This window comes from Treponema sp. OMZ 838 (assembly GCF_000775995.1).
In the GTDB taxonomy this organism is placed as follows: Bacteria; Spirochaetota; Spirochaetia; order Treponematales; family Treponemataceae; genus Treponema.
The window spans coordinates 875918-891944 of record NZ_CP009227.1 but is presented as its reverse complement, the minus strand read 5'-3'; the positions used below and the strand labels follow the sequence as shown (position 1 = coordinate 891944).

Genomic DNA, 16027 nt, shown 5'->3' with positions numbered 1-16027 from the left:
AATCCTAGTGAGCGGATAAGGTCAATGCTCCGGTTTTAACGCCGTCTATCAGTTGTTTTACTTTTTGAGTAATGTCTGCCGGTACGGCGGAAGGTACTCCTTCAAAAGCAAAGTTTACCGCACCGTCTTTTATGCCGAGTTCTGCCGATGTGCCGAACTCCAAGCGTCCTTCCACAAAGGCAATCACGGAATCGGTACAGGCTGTCTTTTGGCTGACTTCCGTTGAACCGACGACAATGTCCTTCCCGTAGGAATAGCCCGGCCGGTCAAACCACATCACATACGCGCCGTGTTCACGGGCGGCTGCCACAACGCCTGCATTTCCGCCGCCGCAGATTGTTAAGATGACATCCACATTGTTTTTAATCATCGAAGCGGCCAGTTCGGAGGCTTTTGCGGCGTCATACCAATTACCGAGGACACGGAAATCGAGCTCAAAGTTTTTATTGACGGCTTTTGCTCCGTCCAAGTAGCCTTTCCGTATTTTGTCATTCATAACCGGGAATTCCTGTCCGGCGAGAAGGCCGATCTTATACGCAGCGTTTGCATTCTTCATCGAACTGCTGCTTACGAGCGCGGCGTAGTAACCGTTGAGGTAACCCTGTTCGTACTGATTAAATCCGACTGTTTTTATTTGTGCGTTTCCGGCAAGGTAGCCGTCCAGCAGCAGGAATTTTTGTTTGGGCGCGGATTGCAGCACCTTTTCTGCGATTGCCGGCAACGAAGGATTGGAACTGATAATGAGATCATACTTTTTGCTTAAGGCAAGTGCCGTCAATCCGTTTTGCCATTCACCCTGATTCACACCGCCTTCTACAACCTTGACGGTAATCGGTGTACCTTTTTTATCCAGCTGCGCCTTCGCGTCCTGTACGCCCTCTACGAGCAATTCATACGTCGGGTTCCCTTTGACAATTCCGGGCACAAAGACCGCAACGAAAACCGCTTTTGGTTTTGCAAAAAGAGGTACGCCTGCAATTAAGGCGATACTACAACCGAGTATGATGATTTTTTGTTTTAACGTCATGTTACACTCCTACTTACTATATTAACTATATTAATTATGAATAAAGCGATTAAAAATAGTAAAATTGTTAATCGGCAGGTACATACCGTACAATATTTCTCTATTCTTGTCTAGGATTTTTGACAGAGCAAGGGGGAGCTGCGTCAGACTATTTTTAACAGTCCCATAGAATAATAATGCCTATTTGTCCTCTCCTTTAATAAGTTACACCGAATTGCTACGATTGGAAAATACCTCTTTTTATGCTATAATCTTATCGACTTTACTTTAGGATTATTCTTTATGGAAGACAAATTATCTACGCTTTGTTCGGTTTTAAGCAAAGACCAACCGGTACTTATACAAACGCATGATTTTCCGGATCATGATGCCCTCGGTGCGGCGTATGCTCTTTTAAAACTTTTAGAAAGTTACGGTTACAAAGTAGAGATTGCTTATGGCGGTCATATTCAAAGTCTATCTTTAATAGAATTTGTAGAATATTTAGACTATCCTCTTTTAAAACTTGATGAAATTGCTGATTTAAAAAAATACCAAGTTGTAATTGTAGACGGCTCCCCTTTTAAGGGAACCGTAAAAAAGGTAGGCGGTATCTTAAAGGCCGTAATAGATCACCATCCGGCACGAATGCAGTCTACAGCAGCTTATACGGATATAAGGGCGGGAATCGGAGCCTGTTCTTCTATCATTTGGTCTTATTGGAAAGAATCGGGAAAAGAATATGACAGAATGACTGCGACAGCAATGATTGCGGGTATACAGCTGGATACGGCTTTTTTATCCAGAAGTGTAAACAAACTTGATCTGGATGCTTATTATGAACTTTACTTTAAATCGGACGTGCAAAAAACATATCAAATGATTAAAACGACCATAAACATCTGCGATCTTGAAGAAATAGGACGGGCTTTTACCGACTATTTACGCATAGATAATTTCTTAATTGTAGAATTAAGTGAAGATTACTCAAGAGCCATTTTGTCTATTGTAGCCGATTTTTTAATTTGGATAAAAGATATTTCTTTTGTTATTGTAATAGAAACAAACGGGCCTGAATACAAACTCTCTGCACGAAGCCGTGATAGCAAGCTTGATGCGGGGTATTTAATTCAAGAAACGGTAAAAGACATGGGGTCTGGAGGAGGCCACGCGCACATGGCTGGCGGAGCGATAGATGCAGATAGATACTGCGGCAAAACCGCATTTTTAAACGCTATTATTGCATTAGCCCATTCTGAACAAAGAAAATAAAACCGATACAAGCAGAATCAACCGATACCGCCGTAGAAAATACCGAGAATATATATGATGACGGTAACGCCGCAGTAAAGATATTTTCCTTGCACAACATACGCGCTGCCGATCGGTTTTAAGCGGCCTTTTGAAACTTCGCGTAACACGAAATCTTTATTGCATACCCAGAAGAACATAATACCGGCAAGTAAGGCTCCGAGCGGAATAATATAAATACTGATAACATCCATCCATGTACCGAGTATGTTTCCGTCTTCAACAATCAATCCGATAAGAAAACCGAGACCGAGCACAATCAGAAGCGAAACTTTCCGGCTCAGCTTAAACTTTTGCTGCAGCATTTCTACCGGTGTTTCATAGAGATTGATCAGTGAGGTAATTCCGGCGAACAATACCGCAACAAAGAATATAATCGAAAACAGGGTGCCGGCAGGCATTTCTTTAAAGATCATCGGCATGGTGATAAACATCAACGGAGGCCCTGCTGTCGGTTCAAGGTTATACACAAAGACTGCGGGGATAATAACCAATGCCGCAAGCAGCGCTGCAAGGGTATCGAATATCGCTGTGAATTTTGCACTGGTTGGAGCATCTTCATTATCCTTCAAATAGCTGCCGTATACCACAGTACCGCTTCCGGCGAGGGATAACGAAAAGAATGCTTGACCAAGCGCATAAACCCACGTTTTTACATCCGCTAATTTACTCCAGTCTGCTTTAAATAAAAAGGTATATCCGTCAGCTGCTTTCGGTAATGTCGCAACACGAATGGCAAGAATAATAAACAAGCCGAAAAATGCCGGCATCATCACTTTGTTGACTTTTTCGATACCTGATGAAATACCTGCTGCCATAATTATAAAGCAACCGATAATTGCGGTACTGTGCCACGGTAAGCTTGAAAGCCGTCCGGCAATGACCCCGAAGTATGCACCGCTGTTTTCCGCTGCAAGCATGGAACCCGAAAAAGCTCCCGCCGTAAAGCGGATAATCCATCCGACCACAACTGTATATCCGATTGCAATACCGAGCGAACCGATAACGGGAATCCATCCGATAGCAGCTCCGGAATTATTGCCGCGCATTTGAGTCGCTTTCAGAAACGCACCGTGCGGGCCTGTTCTCATTGCCCGTCCTAAACACATTTCTTCAACAATACCCGTGTATCCGATAAAAGTAACAAAGATGACGTAGGGAATTAAAAATGCCGCACCCCCGAACTGCCCGGCACGGAACGGGAACAGCCAGATATTCCCCATACCGACGGCGGAACCGATGCAAGCAAGAATAAATCCAAACTGTGAGCCGAATTGATCGCGCCGTGTTTCTTTATGTATCATATCGTGTTCCGAATGCCCGCTTAGGACTATTTAATGGGTTCCAAATGAGCTTGGAAGTGACGTAAAATCGGCGGTTCCCAGATGATGCGGTAGCCTTTCACCTGCGAAGCTCGCTCTTTGATGTTGATTAACGCTTCCGCAATGACATCCAAATGAGCCTGAGTGTATACACGGCGCGGAATAGCTAACCGTGCAAACTCAAATTCGGACTTAATCTGCTTGCCTGTTTCAGGATCATTGCCGAGCATGAACGACCCAATATCGCAGGTACGGATACCGGCTTCTTTGTACAGCTCTACACAGAGTGTATGGCCGGGGAATTCATAGTAGGGAATGTGCGGGAACATTGCGTTCGCATCGACGTAAACACCGTGTCCGCCCGCAGGATTTTGGATGGCAACACCGGCATCAAGCAGCTGAGATGCCAAATATTCCATAGAAGCATTGCGGTATTTCAGATATGCCTCATCGATACCTTCGTACAAACCAATCGCCAAGGCTTCCAGATCCCGGCCGGCAAGGCCGCCGTAGGTAATAAACCCTTCAAACGAAATACAGTTGCCTTTAATCAGCTGGTAAATATCTTTGTTGTTCTTAATACCGATAATGCCGCCCATGTTGACGATTGCATCCTTTTTTGCACTCATCGTAAAGGTGTCGGCATAGCTGAACATCTCGCGGACAATGTCCTTAATGGATTTATTGTTATATCCCGCTTCGCGCTCTTTGATAAAATAGGCGTTTTCCGCAAAACGAGCGGCATCGATATTAAATAAGATACCGTATTTTTTTGCGACCGCAGAAACCTCGCGGATGTTTTGCATGGATACGGGCTGACCGCCGGCAGAATTGTTGGTAATGGTCATAACAATCATGCCGACATTTTCTTTGCCGTATTCATTGATATACTTTTCAAGTTTTTCAACATCCATGTTGCCCTTAAACGGAGCATAGACGGACGGTTTTTTCGCTTCCGCACACACGCAGTCTACCGGTTTTCCGCCGGATAACGTAACATGCGCTCGTGTCGTATCAAAGAACATATTGGAAATAGCGAACTGCCCTTTTTTAAGCAATAAGGGGAACATAACTTTTTCCGCTGCACGTCCTTGATGTACCGGCTGGATAAATTCGTATCCGAAAATATCCTGTCCCGCTTCGAGCAATTTAAAATAGCTTTTGCCGCCGGCATACGCCTCATCACCGACCATCACACCCGCCCACTGTTTATCGCTCATTGCGTTTGTTCCGCTGTCGGTTAATAAGTCGATGTACACATCTTCCCCGCGCAGGTTGAACATATTGTACTTTGCCGCTTCAAGTTTTTTGAGGCGTTCTTCGCGGGTTGTCATTTTGATTGGCTCTACCATTTTGATTCTAAACGGTTCCGGTACATACTTTTTCATACGGCTTCTCCTTTTGTGTTACTGTGCTAAATATTCGTTAATACTCGCCGCTGCTTTGCGTCCTTCGCCCATCGCGAGGATGACGGTGGCAGCGCCAAGTACGATGTCTCCCCCCGACCACACTTTCGGGATACTGGTTTTCTGGTTTTCATCGACGATGATGTTGCCGGTCTTGGTTACCTGCAATCCTTCCGTCGTCTTTGCCATCAGCGGGTTAGAGCTATTGCCGAGCGCAACGATAACCGTATCCACTGGGATTTGATGTTCGGTGCCCGGAATGGCGACGGGGCTGCGGCGGCCGGAAGCGTCGGGCTCACCAAGCTCGTAGTTCAGCACTTCGACTGCGCACACCTTGCCGTCTTTGTCGCCGATAAAGCGTGTCGGGTTTTGCAAAAAGCAGAACTCAACACCTTCTTCTTCCGCATGGGCGATTTCTTCGGCACGGGCGGGCATTTCGGCACGGGTTCGGCGGTAAATACAGTATACTTTGTCGGCGCCGAGCCGGTATCCCATACGGGCGGCATCCATCGCGACGTTTCCGCCGCCGATAACCGCAACAACCTTTGCAGGATACAGCGGCGTGTCCGCCTTATCTTCTTGATAGGCCTTCATTAAATTGGCACGGGTTAAGTATTCGTTTGCGCTGAATACGCCGATGAGGTTTTCTCCCTCGACGTTCATAAACTTAGGTAAGCCCGCACCGGTACCGATAAAGGCGGCGTCGAATCCGTCTTCTTGGAGCAGCTGTTCCAGCGTTGCCGTCCGTCCGACTAAGAAGTTGGTTTCAAACTTGACGCCCATCTTTTTCAGATTTTCCACTTCTTTAGCGACAATGTCTTTGGGGAGGCGGAATTCGGGGATTCCGTAGACCATAACGCCGCCCGTTTTATGGAAGGCTTCGAATACGGTTACTGCATGACCGGCACGGCGGATATCGGCGGCGGCGGCAAGTCCCGCAGGCCCCGAGCCGATAATCGCAACCTTCTTTCCGGTGTCGGGCGCAATCGGCGGAATCGTTGTCTTATTATTTTCCCGTTCCCAATCCGCAACAAAGCGTTCCAATCTGCCGATTGCAACTGCCTTATCCACCGATTTATGCATTTTGCCGACAGTACATACCGCTTGGCACTGTTTTTCTTGCGGACATACGCGTCCGCAGATAGCGGGGAGTAAGTTCGTCGTTTTAATCGTATCGACGGATGCCTTAAAATCACCCTTTTGAATACAGGTGATAAATTCGGGGATGGGGATGCCGACCGGGCAGCCCTGTACGCAGGGGCGGTTCTTGCAGTTTAAGCAGCGTTCCGCTTCTATCCGTGCCTGTTCTTCGGTGTAGCCGGTTGCAACCTCGTCCATAAGGCGGGCTCTGGTATGCGGTTCAAGTACCGGCATTTCCTGTATCGGAATAGCCGCGCGATCCTTCATTTTTAATTCTTTATCTTTCAGTTCGCCCCAATATGTTTTTGCCTGTTCCGCAAGTTCTTCGCGGGGCACATAGTGATGTTCGGTATGTGTATTTTCATTTTCCATTTCATACTCCTCTATCCGGCAAGTCTCCGAAAATGCCGGTTTATCCTTGTTCGGCTTAATTGGCTCCGTTCGACAGCCCGATTCTGCATACATGACGATCGTGATCTTCCCGTTCCTTAAACGCTTTCATCCGCATCATCATGTTGTCAAAATCGACTTTATGTCCGTCAAATTCAGGACCGTCTACGCAGACAAACTTTGTCTTTCCGTCAACCGTAACGCGGCAGCCGCCGCACATTCCGGTACCGTCGATCATAATCGTATTTAACGAGACCACTGTGTGAATATTGAACGGACGGGTTGTTGCTGCGCAGAATTTCATCATAATCGGCGGGCCGATTGCAATAACCTCTTGAGGCGGCGCGGCGCTTTCGCAAATTTCTTTGAGCGGTTCGGTAACCAGCGCTTTTCTGCCGTAGCTTCCGTCATCGGTTACGATAATGAGTTCATCCGCTATCTTACGCATTTCTTCCTCGAAAATAACGAGTTCTTTTGTACGCCCGCCGATGATGATAACAACTTCATTACCCGCACGCTTATAGGCTTGGGCAATCGGGTGTAAAGGCGCCGTACCAATGCCGCCGCCGACGCACACTACCTTTCCGACTTTTGTGATATGAGTGGGATTGCCGAGCGGCCCGAGGATTGCCGCAACCGAATCTCCCACCTCTTTCTGACAGAGCTTAATCGTGGTAGCTCCAACCGCCTGAACGACAAGCGCGATCCACCCCGCGTCAGGATCGGCATCGGCGATGGTAAGCGGAACACGCTCGCCGTAATCGATATCAAGCTGAATAATGACAAATTGTCCCGCCTTTCTCTGACGGGCAATTTCCGGCGCAGCAACGCGCAAATAGAAAACATCTTTTGAGAATTGTTTCTTCTCTAAAATTGTGTGAATCATTCGACCTCTTCTCTATATATAGGAAAAATACGGTATCGGTTTGCAGTGATACACGTGTGCGATATTTTACCCGCAAAAGTATGGAATATCAATACACGCACTGCTTCGTATCAGGGTAGAGGCATCGGTCTGATTGTTACCGGTACCCGCAGAAGCCGCTGCTTTTTGTTCATAACGCATTGCGAAAATTATCAATTTCTCTTATACTAAATATATGGATAATGTTGCAACTATACCGGTAGATAAAAACAAGATTAAACAAGCGGTGCAGATGAATATCCCCATCTCGATTAATACCTATACGCTCCCCAAGGAAACGGAAAACTATATTGTCGATGTTGCAAAGGCTTTCCTTAGCGTAATTCATCAAGATGCAATTCAAGACTATATTGTCTATTGTCTCAGTGAACTGACAACGAACGCGAAAAAGGCAAATACAAAACGGGTGTATTTTAAAGAAAAAGGCTTTGATATTTATGATCAGAAGTCCTATGACGAAGGTATGCTCAATTTTAAACAAGAAAGTCTCGAGAACATCGATTATTATCTGCAGCAACAAAAAAAAGCAGGTCTTTATATTAAAGTTATTATGCAGGTAAAGCAAGGAAACATTATTTTCGAAGTACGCAATAATGTCCAAATGGTCGCAACTGAATTCAAACGTATTTTCGACCGAATGGTGGTTGCACGGGACTATGAAAATATGGATCAAGCTTTTATGCAGGCCATCGATGATACGGAAGGTGCGGGACTTGGTTTAATTATCATGCTTCTCATGCTGAAAAAAATCGGATTGCAAGAAGATGCGTTCCAATTGATTTCGGAAAAAGACTTAACGATTAACCGGATTACCATTCCGGTTGATTTTGAAGCGAACCGGCACCTTGTAGAATTGACGAAGACGATTGTCAATTACATTGACGAAATTCCGCAATTTCCCGAAAAAATTATGCAAATACAGCATCTTATCAACGATCCGAATGCGACAATGGGGACAATTGCCTCTTTTATCAGTGATGACATTGCATTAACAACCGACCTGTTAAAACTTGTTAACTCTGTTGCATTCGGGCTTACAAAGGAATGTATGAGTATTACCGAAGCGGTTAAAATGGCCGGTATACGGGGTATTCAGCATCTGTTGTATTCCGTTGGAACGCTGCAAGTTTTAAAAGTAACGGGGAATGAGCAAAAAAGGCTGTGGGATCATACCTATCGATGTGCATTTTTTGCATATAACCTTGCTAAAATGCAGGGAAAGACCAAACTTCTCGAAGAAATATATGTTTGTGCTCTTTTGCACGATTTAGGTAAGATTGTTTTCAGTTCCATTTATCCGGAAGTATTGGAAAAAATCGACGACTTGAAAGCCGAAAAAAATATTCCCGATCAGGTTATCAAGAGCGTGATGTCGGGGATGGAGCATCAAGCGATCGGTGTTGCAGTTGCTGAAAAATGGCATTTACCCGCCGCTATTATCAATACGATAAAATACCAATATGAACCGGAAGCTGCCCCTAAAAAATATTATGAGCTTATTTCTACGGTCAGTTTTGCTGAATTTATGTTGCAGTTCTTTGACGGAAATATCAGCTACTATCAAATTCCGCCGATTTTGCTTAGGCAGCATAATATTGAAAATGAAGCACAGCTGCGTGAAATATGTGAAAAACTCAATGCAAAATTTCACGAACCGGCCTAACGTATTTTTATGAATGGACAGGAATCTTCATTTTTGCCGGCTTTTAGTCCCGCACACGAACATACCGAAGCGTGCGGAATGGTCTGTATTCAGAATTTATCGTTTAAGTACGGCGCCGGTAAAAAAGTATTATTTGAAAATCTCTGCCTTACGATTAAGCAAGGGGCGTACATCTCGATTGTCGGAGAAAACGGCACGGGAAAAAGTACCTTGATAAAGCTGATTCTTGGACTGCTGACTCCCGATACGGGGAGTATCCGCTGCAACGCACGCAGTATCGGCTATGTACCGCAAAAAAAGGCGGCGATAACGGGCTTTCCCATTACCGTTTACGAAACCTTAAATTCCTATCGGATATTACGTAAGCAGCACGATAAAGGCATCATCGACCGCTATCTTTCGGATGTCCGGCTGCTTGATTACAAGTATGCTTTGGCGGGGACGCTGTCCGGCGGGCAGCTGCAAAAAATGTATATTGCTCGCGCCCTTATCGGGGAGCCGGACTTGCTCATCCTCGATGAACCGTCAACGGGAATCGACATACAGAGCCAGCAGGAAATTTATACCTTTATTAAAAAACTGAATACGGAGCAAGGATTGACGGTTATCTCCGTTGAGCATAACCTCGACGCGGCAGTGCTCAACTCAACCGATATTTTCCATCTCGCAAACGGATGCGGGCACCTCTGCAATCCGCAAAAATATGCCGCGGAGTTTCTTCACTTCCGCCGTCCGCCGTACAATTCGGATACACGGCTCTCATGACTGTAAAATACCAATCGACTGCGGCAGCTGCTTTTTAAGCAGGTACACACCGATTTTTGCACAAACGCCTCGAACAAACTTTGTTCACGGCTTGCTTTGTTCGTTATGCTGCCGTTCCGACCGGATAAGAGCCGATAAAATACTGAAAAGGGCGATCGCATGAGCCGCAATAATGATACCGGCACTATTTTCGTAGATTCGCCAACTGCGGATTGCATTCAAACCGATACAAAGGATTCCGGATATATATACAATCCGCCCCAACCAGCGCAGCGGCTGCTTATTTTTTGCCGCCCGTACAAGATTGATAATCCAACTTATCATCATAATAAGCAAAAGAGCGCCGATAACGCACAGTATTGCCATATCTTGATTCATAAACCACCTTCTTACTTTTATTATAAAGAAACCTGATAGACCGAAACGGGATGTATGCTTCGGCCGCATAAAGAAATTATTGCATCATCGTTTACAAATGTATAGAGACTGTTGCAAATGGGATGGGATAAAACATCGACACTTTTCGGTGAACGATAAAACCCCTCCCCCGTATATTTGAGATACGCCTCTTTTTGTGTCCACAACTCGTAAAACCGTTTATCAAACAACGTCATGTCTTGGTAAAGATAGCGGTTTTCGGAATCGGTAAAACAACGGCTTGCAACGTGCGGTTTTGCCGCGCGGAGCCGTTCAATGTCAGCTCCAATCTCACCATCGGATAACGCAATGAGGCATACCCCATGCGTATACGATACACTGAAGTGCCATGCTGCATTTTTTAGGTACGGCTTCCCGTACTTTCCATACTCAAACAAAAGAGGTTCGGGACAATGAGGAAGCCGTTCGACAAGAGCAGCCTTCAGCACTTCCCTTGCCTGTGTACGTTCTTGTTCAAAAGATAATCCGTTGTGCCGGAAAATCCGCAACTCCGTCATAATGCTATTTTACGGCACAATACCGCGGGAAAGCAGCGCCGTCAATACCGCCCCGCCGAGCGCACGCGCCTTGTCGGAAATGGTAAAGCAGTTATTCAATTCGGTAAGACGCGGGTCTATGTCCGCCATTTTAAGGCCGCTGCGAACGGTAAACCCGTCAGGCAACATACCGCGGATTATTCCGTTAAGCGAAGCGGCAACGTCGGTAACGCTGCCGTCGGTATGTATGATGCGGGCAATGGTTTCGCCGCGGGCAACCGAGCTGCCGATATCGTGTATAACGCGCAGCGTACCTGCCACCGGTGCATGGATAACCCGCAAGGCGCTTTCTCCGCCGACCAGTCCGGGAACGCCGGTATTGGGGAGCGCCGTTCCTTGATAAATCAAGCGCGCTAAATTATGCCCGCGCATGGTTTCGATAACGATGTGCGCGTCTTTCCCGGCGGTAAAGCCCGGCCCCAGCGCAATCACTAACGGCGCCATATCGAGGCGCGTTCCGCAATTTTTCTTCGCAATGATGGCATCCACAACGGCGGCAGGCTGCAACTCACTAATCAACTCTCCCGTAGGGTCAACCGCAATGGGGATAAAGCTTGAACGGTTTGCTTTGGAGTCGGCGGGTAATTCGCAATTACCGGAAACGATAAGCTCTGCGGCTTGCTCCTTTGCAATTAGGCGCGCTTCGATTCCCTCTATTGAGCAATGCCCAATCCTAACAGCCTCACTGAACGCAACGGTGCGGCGGATGGCGGAAGGGTTTTCGGTTTCCAGTGCAAGGACACGAAAACCGCAAATATGGATTGCTGCCAGTACCCCGCTGGCCAAATCGCCTGCCCCGCGCACGATAATAAGCGGTGCGGATTGCTTCATGTTCGCTCCTCGGCGCAACACAGAGTACAAAACAAGTACCGTGCGCCTTTAAAAAAAGACCGTTCGGGTGAAAAACCGCTTGCATAATATGAGTAAGCCGCAATGGTTTATTCATCTTTGCGGAAGTAATGTTCAAAAATCGTTCCGTTCGGTGTACCCATGTTTCATTCACCGGCTTGCCGAGTGTCCGTGTCGAAATAAGTCCTACCGTCTTTGTGGTACGGGGGTGAATGACGGGCTCGGTATCGTTCCACCCCTTGACTGCCCGCCGTTTACTGCCGTCCGCTTCAATTAAAACCACATCATAGTTATCACAGAGGCTATCGATGACTTCCGGCGGCGGAGCACTCAGCTTTTCTCCCATCTCCGTGCCGAAAAAAGACACGGCGGAATCAAGCCGTCCCTTTTCACGTGCTCCCATCTTTGTTGTAGTAGTTACCGCAACGCGCAACCCCTGCGCCGCGAGTTCATTTGCCGCAGTAATCATGGAGGTGGTTTTGCCGCCGCTCCCGATAAAAGACACGACATCACCGCGGCAGAGGCGGAGTTTTTCCGTGAGGGAACCTATACTTCTGCGATTAAAATTGAGTATACGGCATTGTCGGTTTATGCGTGCCGGCATGCTCTACATCCGAGAATGCGCACGTGTTTATCCGTTTTACCGCGGTCAAATAGCCGGGCAATGAGGTATGAATCGGCTGGAATAGGTGCTTTACACACAGGACAAAAGCGGTCTGCATCGGGTTCTATTATCGGATAACAGTGAGGACACCCATAGATTGAACATAATCGGTCGGTTCCTTCCGATGGGTAAACCTTTGTTTTTAGCTGTTCCCCTTTCCTTAATACGGTACAGCAAACAGGGCAGACGCCGGGCGCACCCGGTTTTCCTTTCGGTAAATATTTGGCAGTTCCGGTTTTTTTGCTGTTGAAAGTAAACAAAAAATAGGCGACAACCATTAATAGTATACCGATAAACACCAATATGAACCACGAAAGCGGTGAAAGAAACGTACCCATGCCAATAAGATACACGATTCACGGACTTGCGACAACCTATAAAACGCAGTATACTTTTATAGTGGCATCGTTATATGTAGTCGGAACACCGATTGGAAATTTAGGCGATATTACAGTACGGGCATTGGAAATTTTCAAAACGGCCGACTATATTGCCTGCGAGGATACGCGGCACACGCTGGGGCTTTTAACTCATTTTGAGATACGGAAGCCGCTTATTTCGTGCAGGGCGCAGAATGAAGCGGAAGCTGCGCAGAAAATTATCGGTCTATTGGCTGACGGAAAGAACGTCGCTTATGCGAGCGATGCAGGTACTCCAGCTTTGAGCGACCCCGGAGCCGTTCTCGTCAAGCTGGTACGTGAGGCGGGGTATCCTGTCGTCCCCATTCCGGGCGCATCCGCATTTGCGGTTATGGTCAGTATTGCCGGAACGGGTGACTCGTCGGTGCTTTTTGAAGGATTCTTATCCCCTAAACAAGGGCGGAGAAAACGGCGGTTGCAGGAGCTTTTCGATATGCAAACGGGTTTCGTACTCTACGAATCCCCGTTCAGAATTATTAAGCTCTTACAAGATATTGCCGATATTGACAGCATGAGGCAGGTAGTGGTCGGCCGCGAGTTGACCAAACTGCATGAAGAAATTTTATCCGGTTCGGTATCGGATATTTTACATACATTACAGGAGCGGCAATCGATAAAAGGCGAGTTTTCGGTTTTTGTATCCGGAAGAGCTTAATTTTTTCGATAAAAATGCCGATAAAAGCTATGGAAGGCGGAAAAAACATGACGATTGATAGACTAAACGGAATTGATCCTGTAAAACCTGTACAACCTCTTCAACGGACGCAAAGGACTGAAGCATTCGGTAAAACCGATGCGGTTTCCGTTTCAAATGAAGCACGGGTATTATCAGATGCAAATATCGCATTGGAAGCGGTGAGAAATGCACCGGACATTCGTGAAGATAAGGTTGCTGAGGTAAAGAAAAAACTTGCAGATCCTTCATATATAAATAATGCTCTCTTGGAACTCGTTGCTGACAGGATATTAGACGATTACGGTCTCTAAAAGAGTGCGGCACCCGGTTAAACTGTATGGTGCCGTTTCAACGCAGTTTTAATCGCTAATATATTTTCTCCCGAAAAACCTGAAATAAAGGCGGAATACGAGTATGTCTAGTTTTACCTTTAAGCTTACATCAAATATTATCCTCGGAAGTTACTCCATAGCAAAAATCGGCGCGGAAGCCGTTCAGTTTGGAAAAAAATTCTTATTTATTGTTGATCCGTTGCTGCATGAAACCGGTATTGCAAAAAAAGTTATTGATGCATTGGAAGAAAGGGGAATATCCGTTCTCGTATTTGACGGTGTAAAACGTTCCGCCGACTCCGATATTATCGAAAATGCATTAAGTCTTGCACGCGGGGTCTTTATCGATGCTGTTATTGCCTCCGGCGGTATGGGACCGGTTGCAGTCGGCCGCGCCGTTGCCTCATTGTATAATGAAAGCGGTTCCATCTATGATTTTATCGAAGGAAAGCCCTGTACGGCGGAACCGCTTCCTTTTATCGAAGTTCCCGCTACTTGCCGCGAACCGTTCACCTTTACTCCGTTCAGTCCGATTGTTGACGCTCGTTCACGAAAAATTCATCTGTTAAAAGTGCGGAAGGATCTCTGTAAGCTCTGCGTTTTCGATACCGCTTGCTATTCAAACCTTGCACCGAATGCAACGACGGCAACTATTCTTCAAGGTGTCGGTATTGCGTTTGAAGGATATACTTCCTCAAAAACGAACTTTTTGTCGGAAACGATTTTAGGAAAGGCAATCGATCGCTTTTTATTGTCGCTTGATCCGCAACACGGACGTTCCACGGGTGCCTCCCGGGAAACGGTCATTGCGGAAGCGGCCTGTTTAACCGCCATCGGTATTTCTTTTTCCAGCCCGGGATTAGGCAGCGCCATCGCACTTGCGTGTGCAGGTCGCTATAATATCTCAAGTTCGGTAGTCGGAACCATCCTTTTGCCGTATATCCTTACGAATGCGCAAACATCGAATCTCGATAAACTCTTAAAGATCGGGCGGATGCTGAATGTCGATACGCGCGGTGTCGATCCGCTTTACGTAGCAAAGGCCGCTATTGAGGAAATCCGCCGCCGTTTAGCTCAAGCAAATTTGCCCACTCGTTTGAAAGATATCGGTTTGTCCATTGAGCAGCTGGTTGCTATTTCCGAAGACGCCGTGTCGCTCAGTTTTATGAACTATATCCCCAAACCGATGCGGAGCGACGATGTGTTTGAGCTGCTTAAACAAGCGTATTAATAACGCATGATTGAGCTTTTTAAGCTTGGCCGGCTCCCTACTACTCAAAAGATACGCAAGGTTATTAAAATCCTTGAGATACTTGAAGCCGAATGTGTTCCGGTTCCTTCCGGCTTACCGTGTTCGGCTGTTTCTCTTTCCTGCGATTCATTTTATATCGAAGGGCTTTGTACACACCTTGCGTCAATGTATCCGTCCGATTCCGCTATTACCGCTGCCGTCAAAACCTATATGTCCGCCTTACGTGCGGAAACGCTCATCGCCGGAGATTACCGCGTACTATTTAATACGCTGCGCCATGCGTTGTACCGGCAGAGCGGTGTGCAGCCTTCCGAATGGGATTTAATCGCTCCGGGGCTGCGCTATGGCATCGATACACCGAGGCATGATACAACCGTGCCGAACCCGGCAGCGCCCGATGCAGAAACACAGAGCGGTGTACCGTCGGCAGCGATTCCGGTAATGCGCCCGTTTTATCCGGGTGTCTATGTGTATGCCGAAGATATCCGCGCGCCCTTTAACCTCGGTTCCATATTCCGTACCGCAGAGGCTTTCGGTGCGGAAAAGCTGCTCTTGTCGGAGGGCTGCGTTTCCCCCGAACAGCCCCGTGCGCAGCGGTCGGCGATGGGGTGCACTCACTTTCTACCGTGGGAATATTGCCCGCTTGAAGCTCTGCCTGCCGACTTACCCGTCTTTGCGCTTGAAACCGGCGGCACTCCGATTACCTCTTTTTCTTTCCCCAAGCACGGCATTGTCCTGCTCGGCTCCGAAGAACTGGGGCTCAGTGCGGAAGCTCTCAAAAGGGTTTCCGCCGGTATTGTCAGCATTCCGATGAAGGGCATCAAAGCTTCTCTCAATGTTGCAGTCGCATTCGGCATCCTCATGCAATGCTGGATAGCCTCTTTAAAAGATGCGGTGCTTGACAAAAGCTGTTAATTATACAAAACTGTCCAC

17 protein-coding genes are annotated in these 16027 nt (G+C 46.9%); 7 read left to right on the top strand and 10 right to left on the bottom strand.

Annotated elements, in window-relative coordinates; all coding sequences use genetic code 11:
• Positions 1-4: 4 nt before the first annotated feature.
• Positions 5-1027, bottom strand: a complete 1023-nt coding sequence (locus tag QI63_RS03945) for a BMP family ABC transporter substrate-binding protein (protein ID WP_044014080.1) — start codon at positions 1025-1027, stop codon at positions 5-7.
• 282 nt (positions 1028-1309) lie between these two features.
• Between QI63_RS03945 and QI63_RS03940 the strand changes: the two genes are divergently transcribed.
• Entirely contained in the window at positions 1310-2278 is a 969-nt protein-coding gene (locus QI63_RS03940; RefSeq protein ID WP_044014079.1) for a DHH family phosphoesterase, read from the top strand.
• 17 nt (positions 2279-2295) lie between these two features.
• Here QI63_RS03940 and QI63_RS03935 read toward each other — a convergent pair whose 3' ends face one another.
• From QI63_RS03935 to QI63_RS03920, 4 genes are read right to left on the bottom strand one after another with little or no spacing between them, the layout of a single operon-like run.
• Complete coding sequence (locus QI63_RS03935; RefSeq protein WP_044014077.1) at positions 2296-3621, bottom strand: sodium-dependent transporter; 1326 nt, start codon at positions 3619-3621, stop codon at positions 2296-2298.
• A gap of 26 nt (positions 3622-3647) precedes the next feature.
• Positions 3648-5027 (bottom strand): tryptophanase, encoded by a 1380-nt coding sequence (locus QI63_RS03930; protein WP_044014074.1) that lies wholly within the window; start codon positions 5025-5027, stop codon positions 3648-3650.
• Positions 5028-5045: 18 nt separating this feature from the next.
• On the bottom strand, positions 5046-6557 hold the full coding sequence (gltA, locus tag QI63_RS03925) for an NADPH-dependent glutamate synthase (RefSeq protein ID WP_044014072.1): 1512 nt from the start codon (positions 6555-6557) through the stop codon (positions 5046-5048).
• A 55-nt stretch (positions 6558-6612) separates the two neighbouring features.
• Positions 6613-7458: a sulfide/dihydroorotate dehydrogenase-like FAD/NAD-binding protein gene (locus QI63_RS03920; protein ID WP_200877779.1), complete on the bottom strand. Its 846-nt coding sequence runs from the start codon at positions 7456-7458 to the stop codon at positions 6613-6615.
• A 217-nt stretch (positions 7459-7675) separates the two neighbouring features.
• Between QI63_RS03920 and QI63_RS03915 the strand changes: the two genes are divergently transcribed.
• Together QI63_RS03915 and QI63_RS03910 are read left to right on the top strand one after the other, a co-directional pair.
• A complete protein-coding gene (locus QI63_RS03915; protein WP_044014068.1) occupies positions 7676-9163 on the top strand; it encodes an HDOD domain-containing protein in 1488 nt (495 codons plus the stop codon).
• A gap of 78 nt (positions 9164-9241) precedes the next feature.
• Positions 9242-9928, top strand: coding sequence for a metal ABC transporter ATP-binding protein (locus QI63_RS03910; RefSeq protein WP_200877778.1), 687 nt, complete (start codon positions 9242-9244; stop codon positions 9926-9928).
• Between the two features lie 84 nt (positions 9929-10012).
• Here the strand turns inward: QI63_RS03910 and QI63_RS03905 are convergent, their stop codons facing one another.
• The 5 genes from QI63_RS03905 to QI63_RS12570 are packed head-to-tail and all read right to left on the bottom strand — an operon-like array spanning position 10013 to position 12753.
• Positions 10013-10306: a hypothetical protein gene (locus QI63_RS03905; RefSeq protein WP_044014064.1), complete on the bottom strand. Its 294-nt coding sequence runs from the start codon at positions 10304-10306 to the stop codon at positions 10013-10015.
• 20 nt (positions 10307-10326) lie between these two features.
• Complete coding sequence (locus QI63_RS03900) at positions 10327-10863, bottom strand: 4'-phosphopantetheinyl transferase family protein (protein WP_044014062.1); 537 nt, start codon at positions 10861-10863, stop codon at positions 10327-10329.
• A gap of 9 nt (positions 10864-10872) precedes the next feature.
• Positions 10873-11688, bottom strand: a complete 816-nt coding sequence (gene yqeB / locus QI63_RS03895) for a selenium-dependent molybdenum cofactor biosynthesis protein YqeB (protein ID WP_235619820.1) — start codon at positions 11686-11688, stop codon at positions 10873-10875.
• On the bottom strand, positions 11585-12355 hold the full coding sequence (yqeC, locus tag QI63_RS13230; RefSeq protein ID WP_081984392.1) for a selenium cofactor biosynthesis protein YqeC: 771 nt from the start codon (positions 12353-12355) through the stop codon (positions 11585-11587). The genes yqeB and yqeC overlap by 104 nt, the downstream gene beginning before the upstream one ends.
• Positions 12340-12753 (bottom strand): hypothetical protein, encoded by a 414-nt coding sequence (locus QI63_RS12570; protein ID WP_081984391.1) that lies wholly within the window; start codon positions 12751-12753, stop codon positions 12340-12342. The genes yqeC and QI63_RS12570 overlap by 16 nt, the downstream gene beginning before the upstream one ends.
• A gap of 61 nt (positions 12754-12814) precedes the next feature.
• Here QI63_RS12570 and rsmI point away from each other — a divergent pair, with 61 nt between their 5' ends.
• From rsmI to QI63_RS03870, 4 genes are all read left to right on the top strand, one after another.
• The gene (gene rsmI, locus QI63_RS03885) at positions 12815-13489 is read left to right on the top strand and encodes a 16S rRNA (cytidine(1402)-2'-O)-methyltransferase (RefSeq protein ID WP_044017014.1); all 675 of its coding nucleotides are present in this window, start codon (positions 12815-12817) and stop codon (positions 13487-13489) included.
• Between the two features lie 14 nt (positions 13490-13503).
• Positions 13504-13821: a flagellar biosynthesis anti-sigma factor FlgM gene (locus QI63_RS03880; RefSeq protein WP_235619774.1), complete on the top strand. Its 318-nt coding sequence runs from the start codon at positions 13504-13506 to the stop codon at positions 13819-13821.
• Positions 13822-13924: 103 nt separating this feature from the next.
• Complete coding sequence (locus tag QI63_RS03875) at positions 13925-15073, top strand: iron-containing alcohol dehydrogenase (RefSeq protein WP_044014056.1); 1149 nt, start codon at positions 13925-13927, stop codon at positions 15071-15073.
• 6 nt (positions 15074-15079) lie between these two features.
• Entirely contained in the window at positions 15080-16009 is a 930-nt protein-coding gene (locus tag QI63_RS03870) for a TrmH family RNA methyltransferase (protein WP_044014054.1), read from the top strand.
• Positions 16010-16027 lie beyond the last annotated feature (18 nt).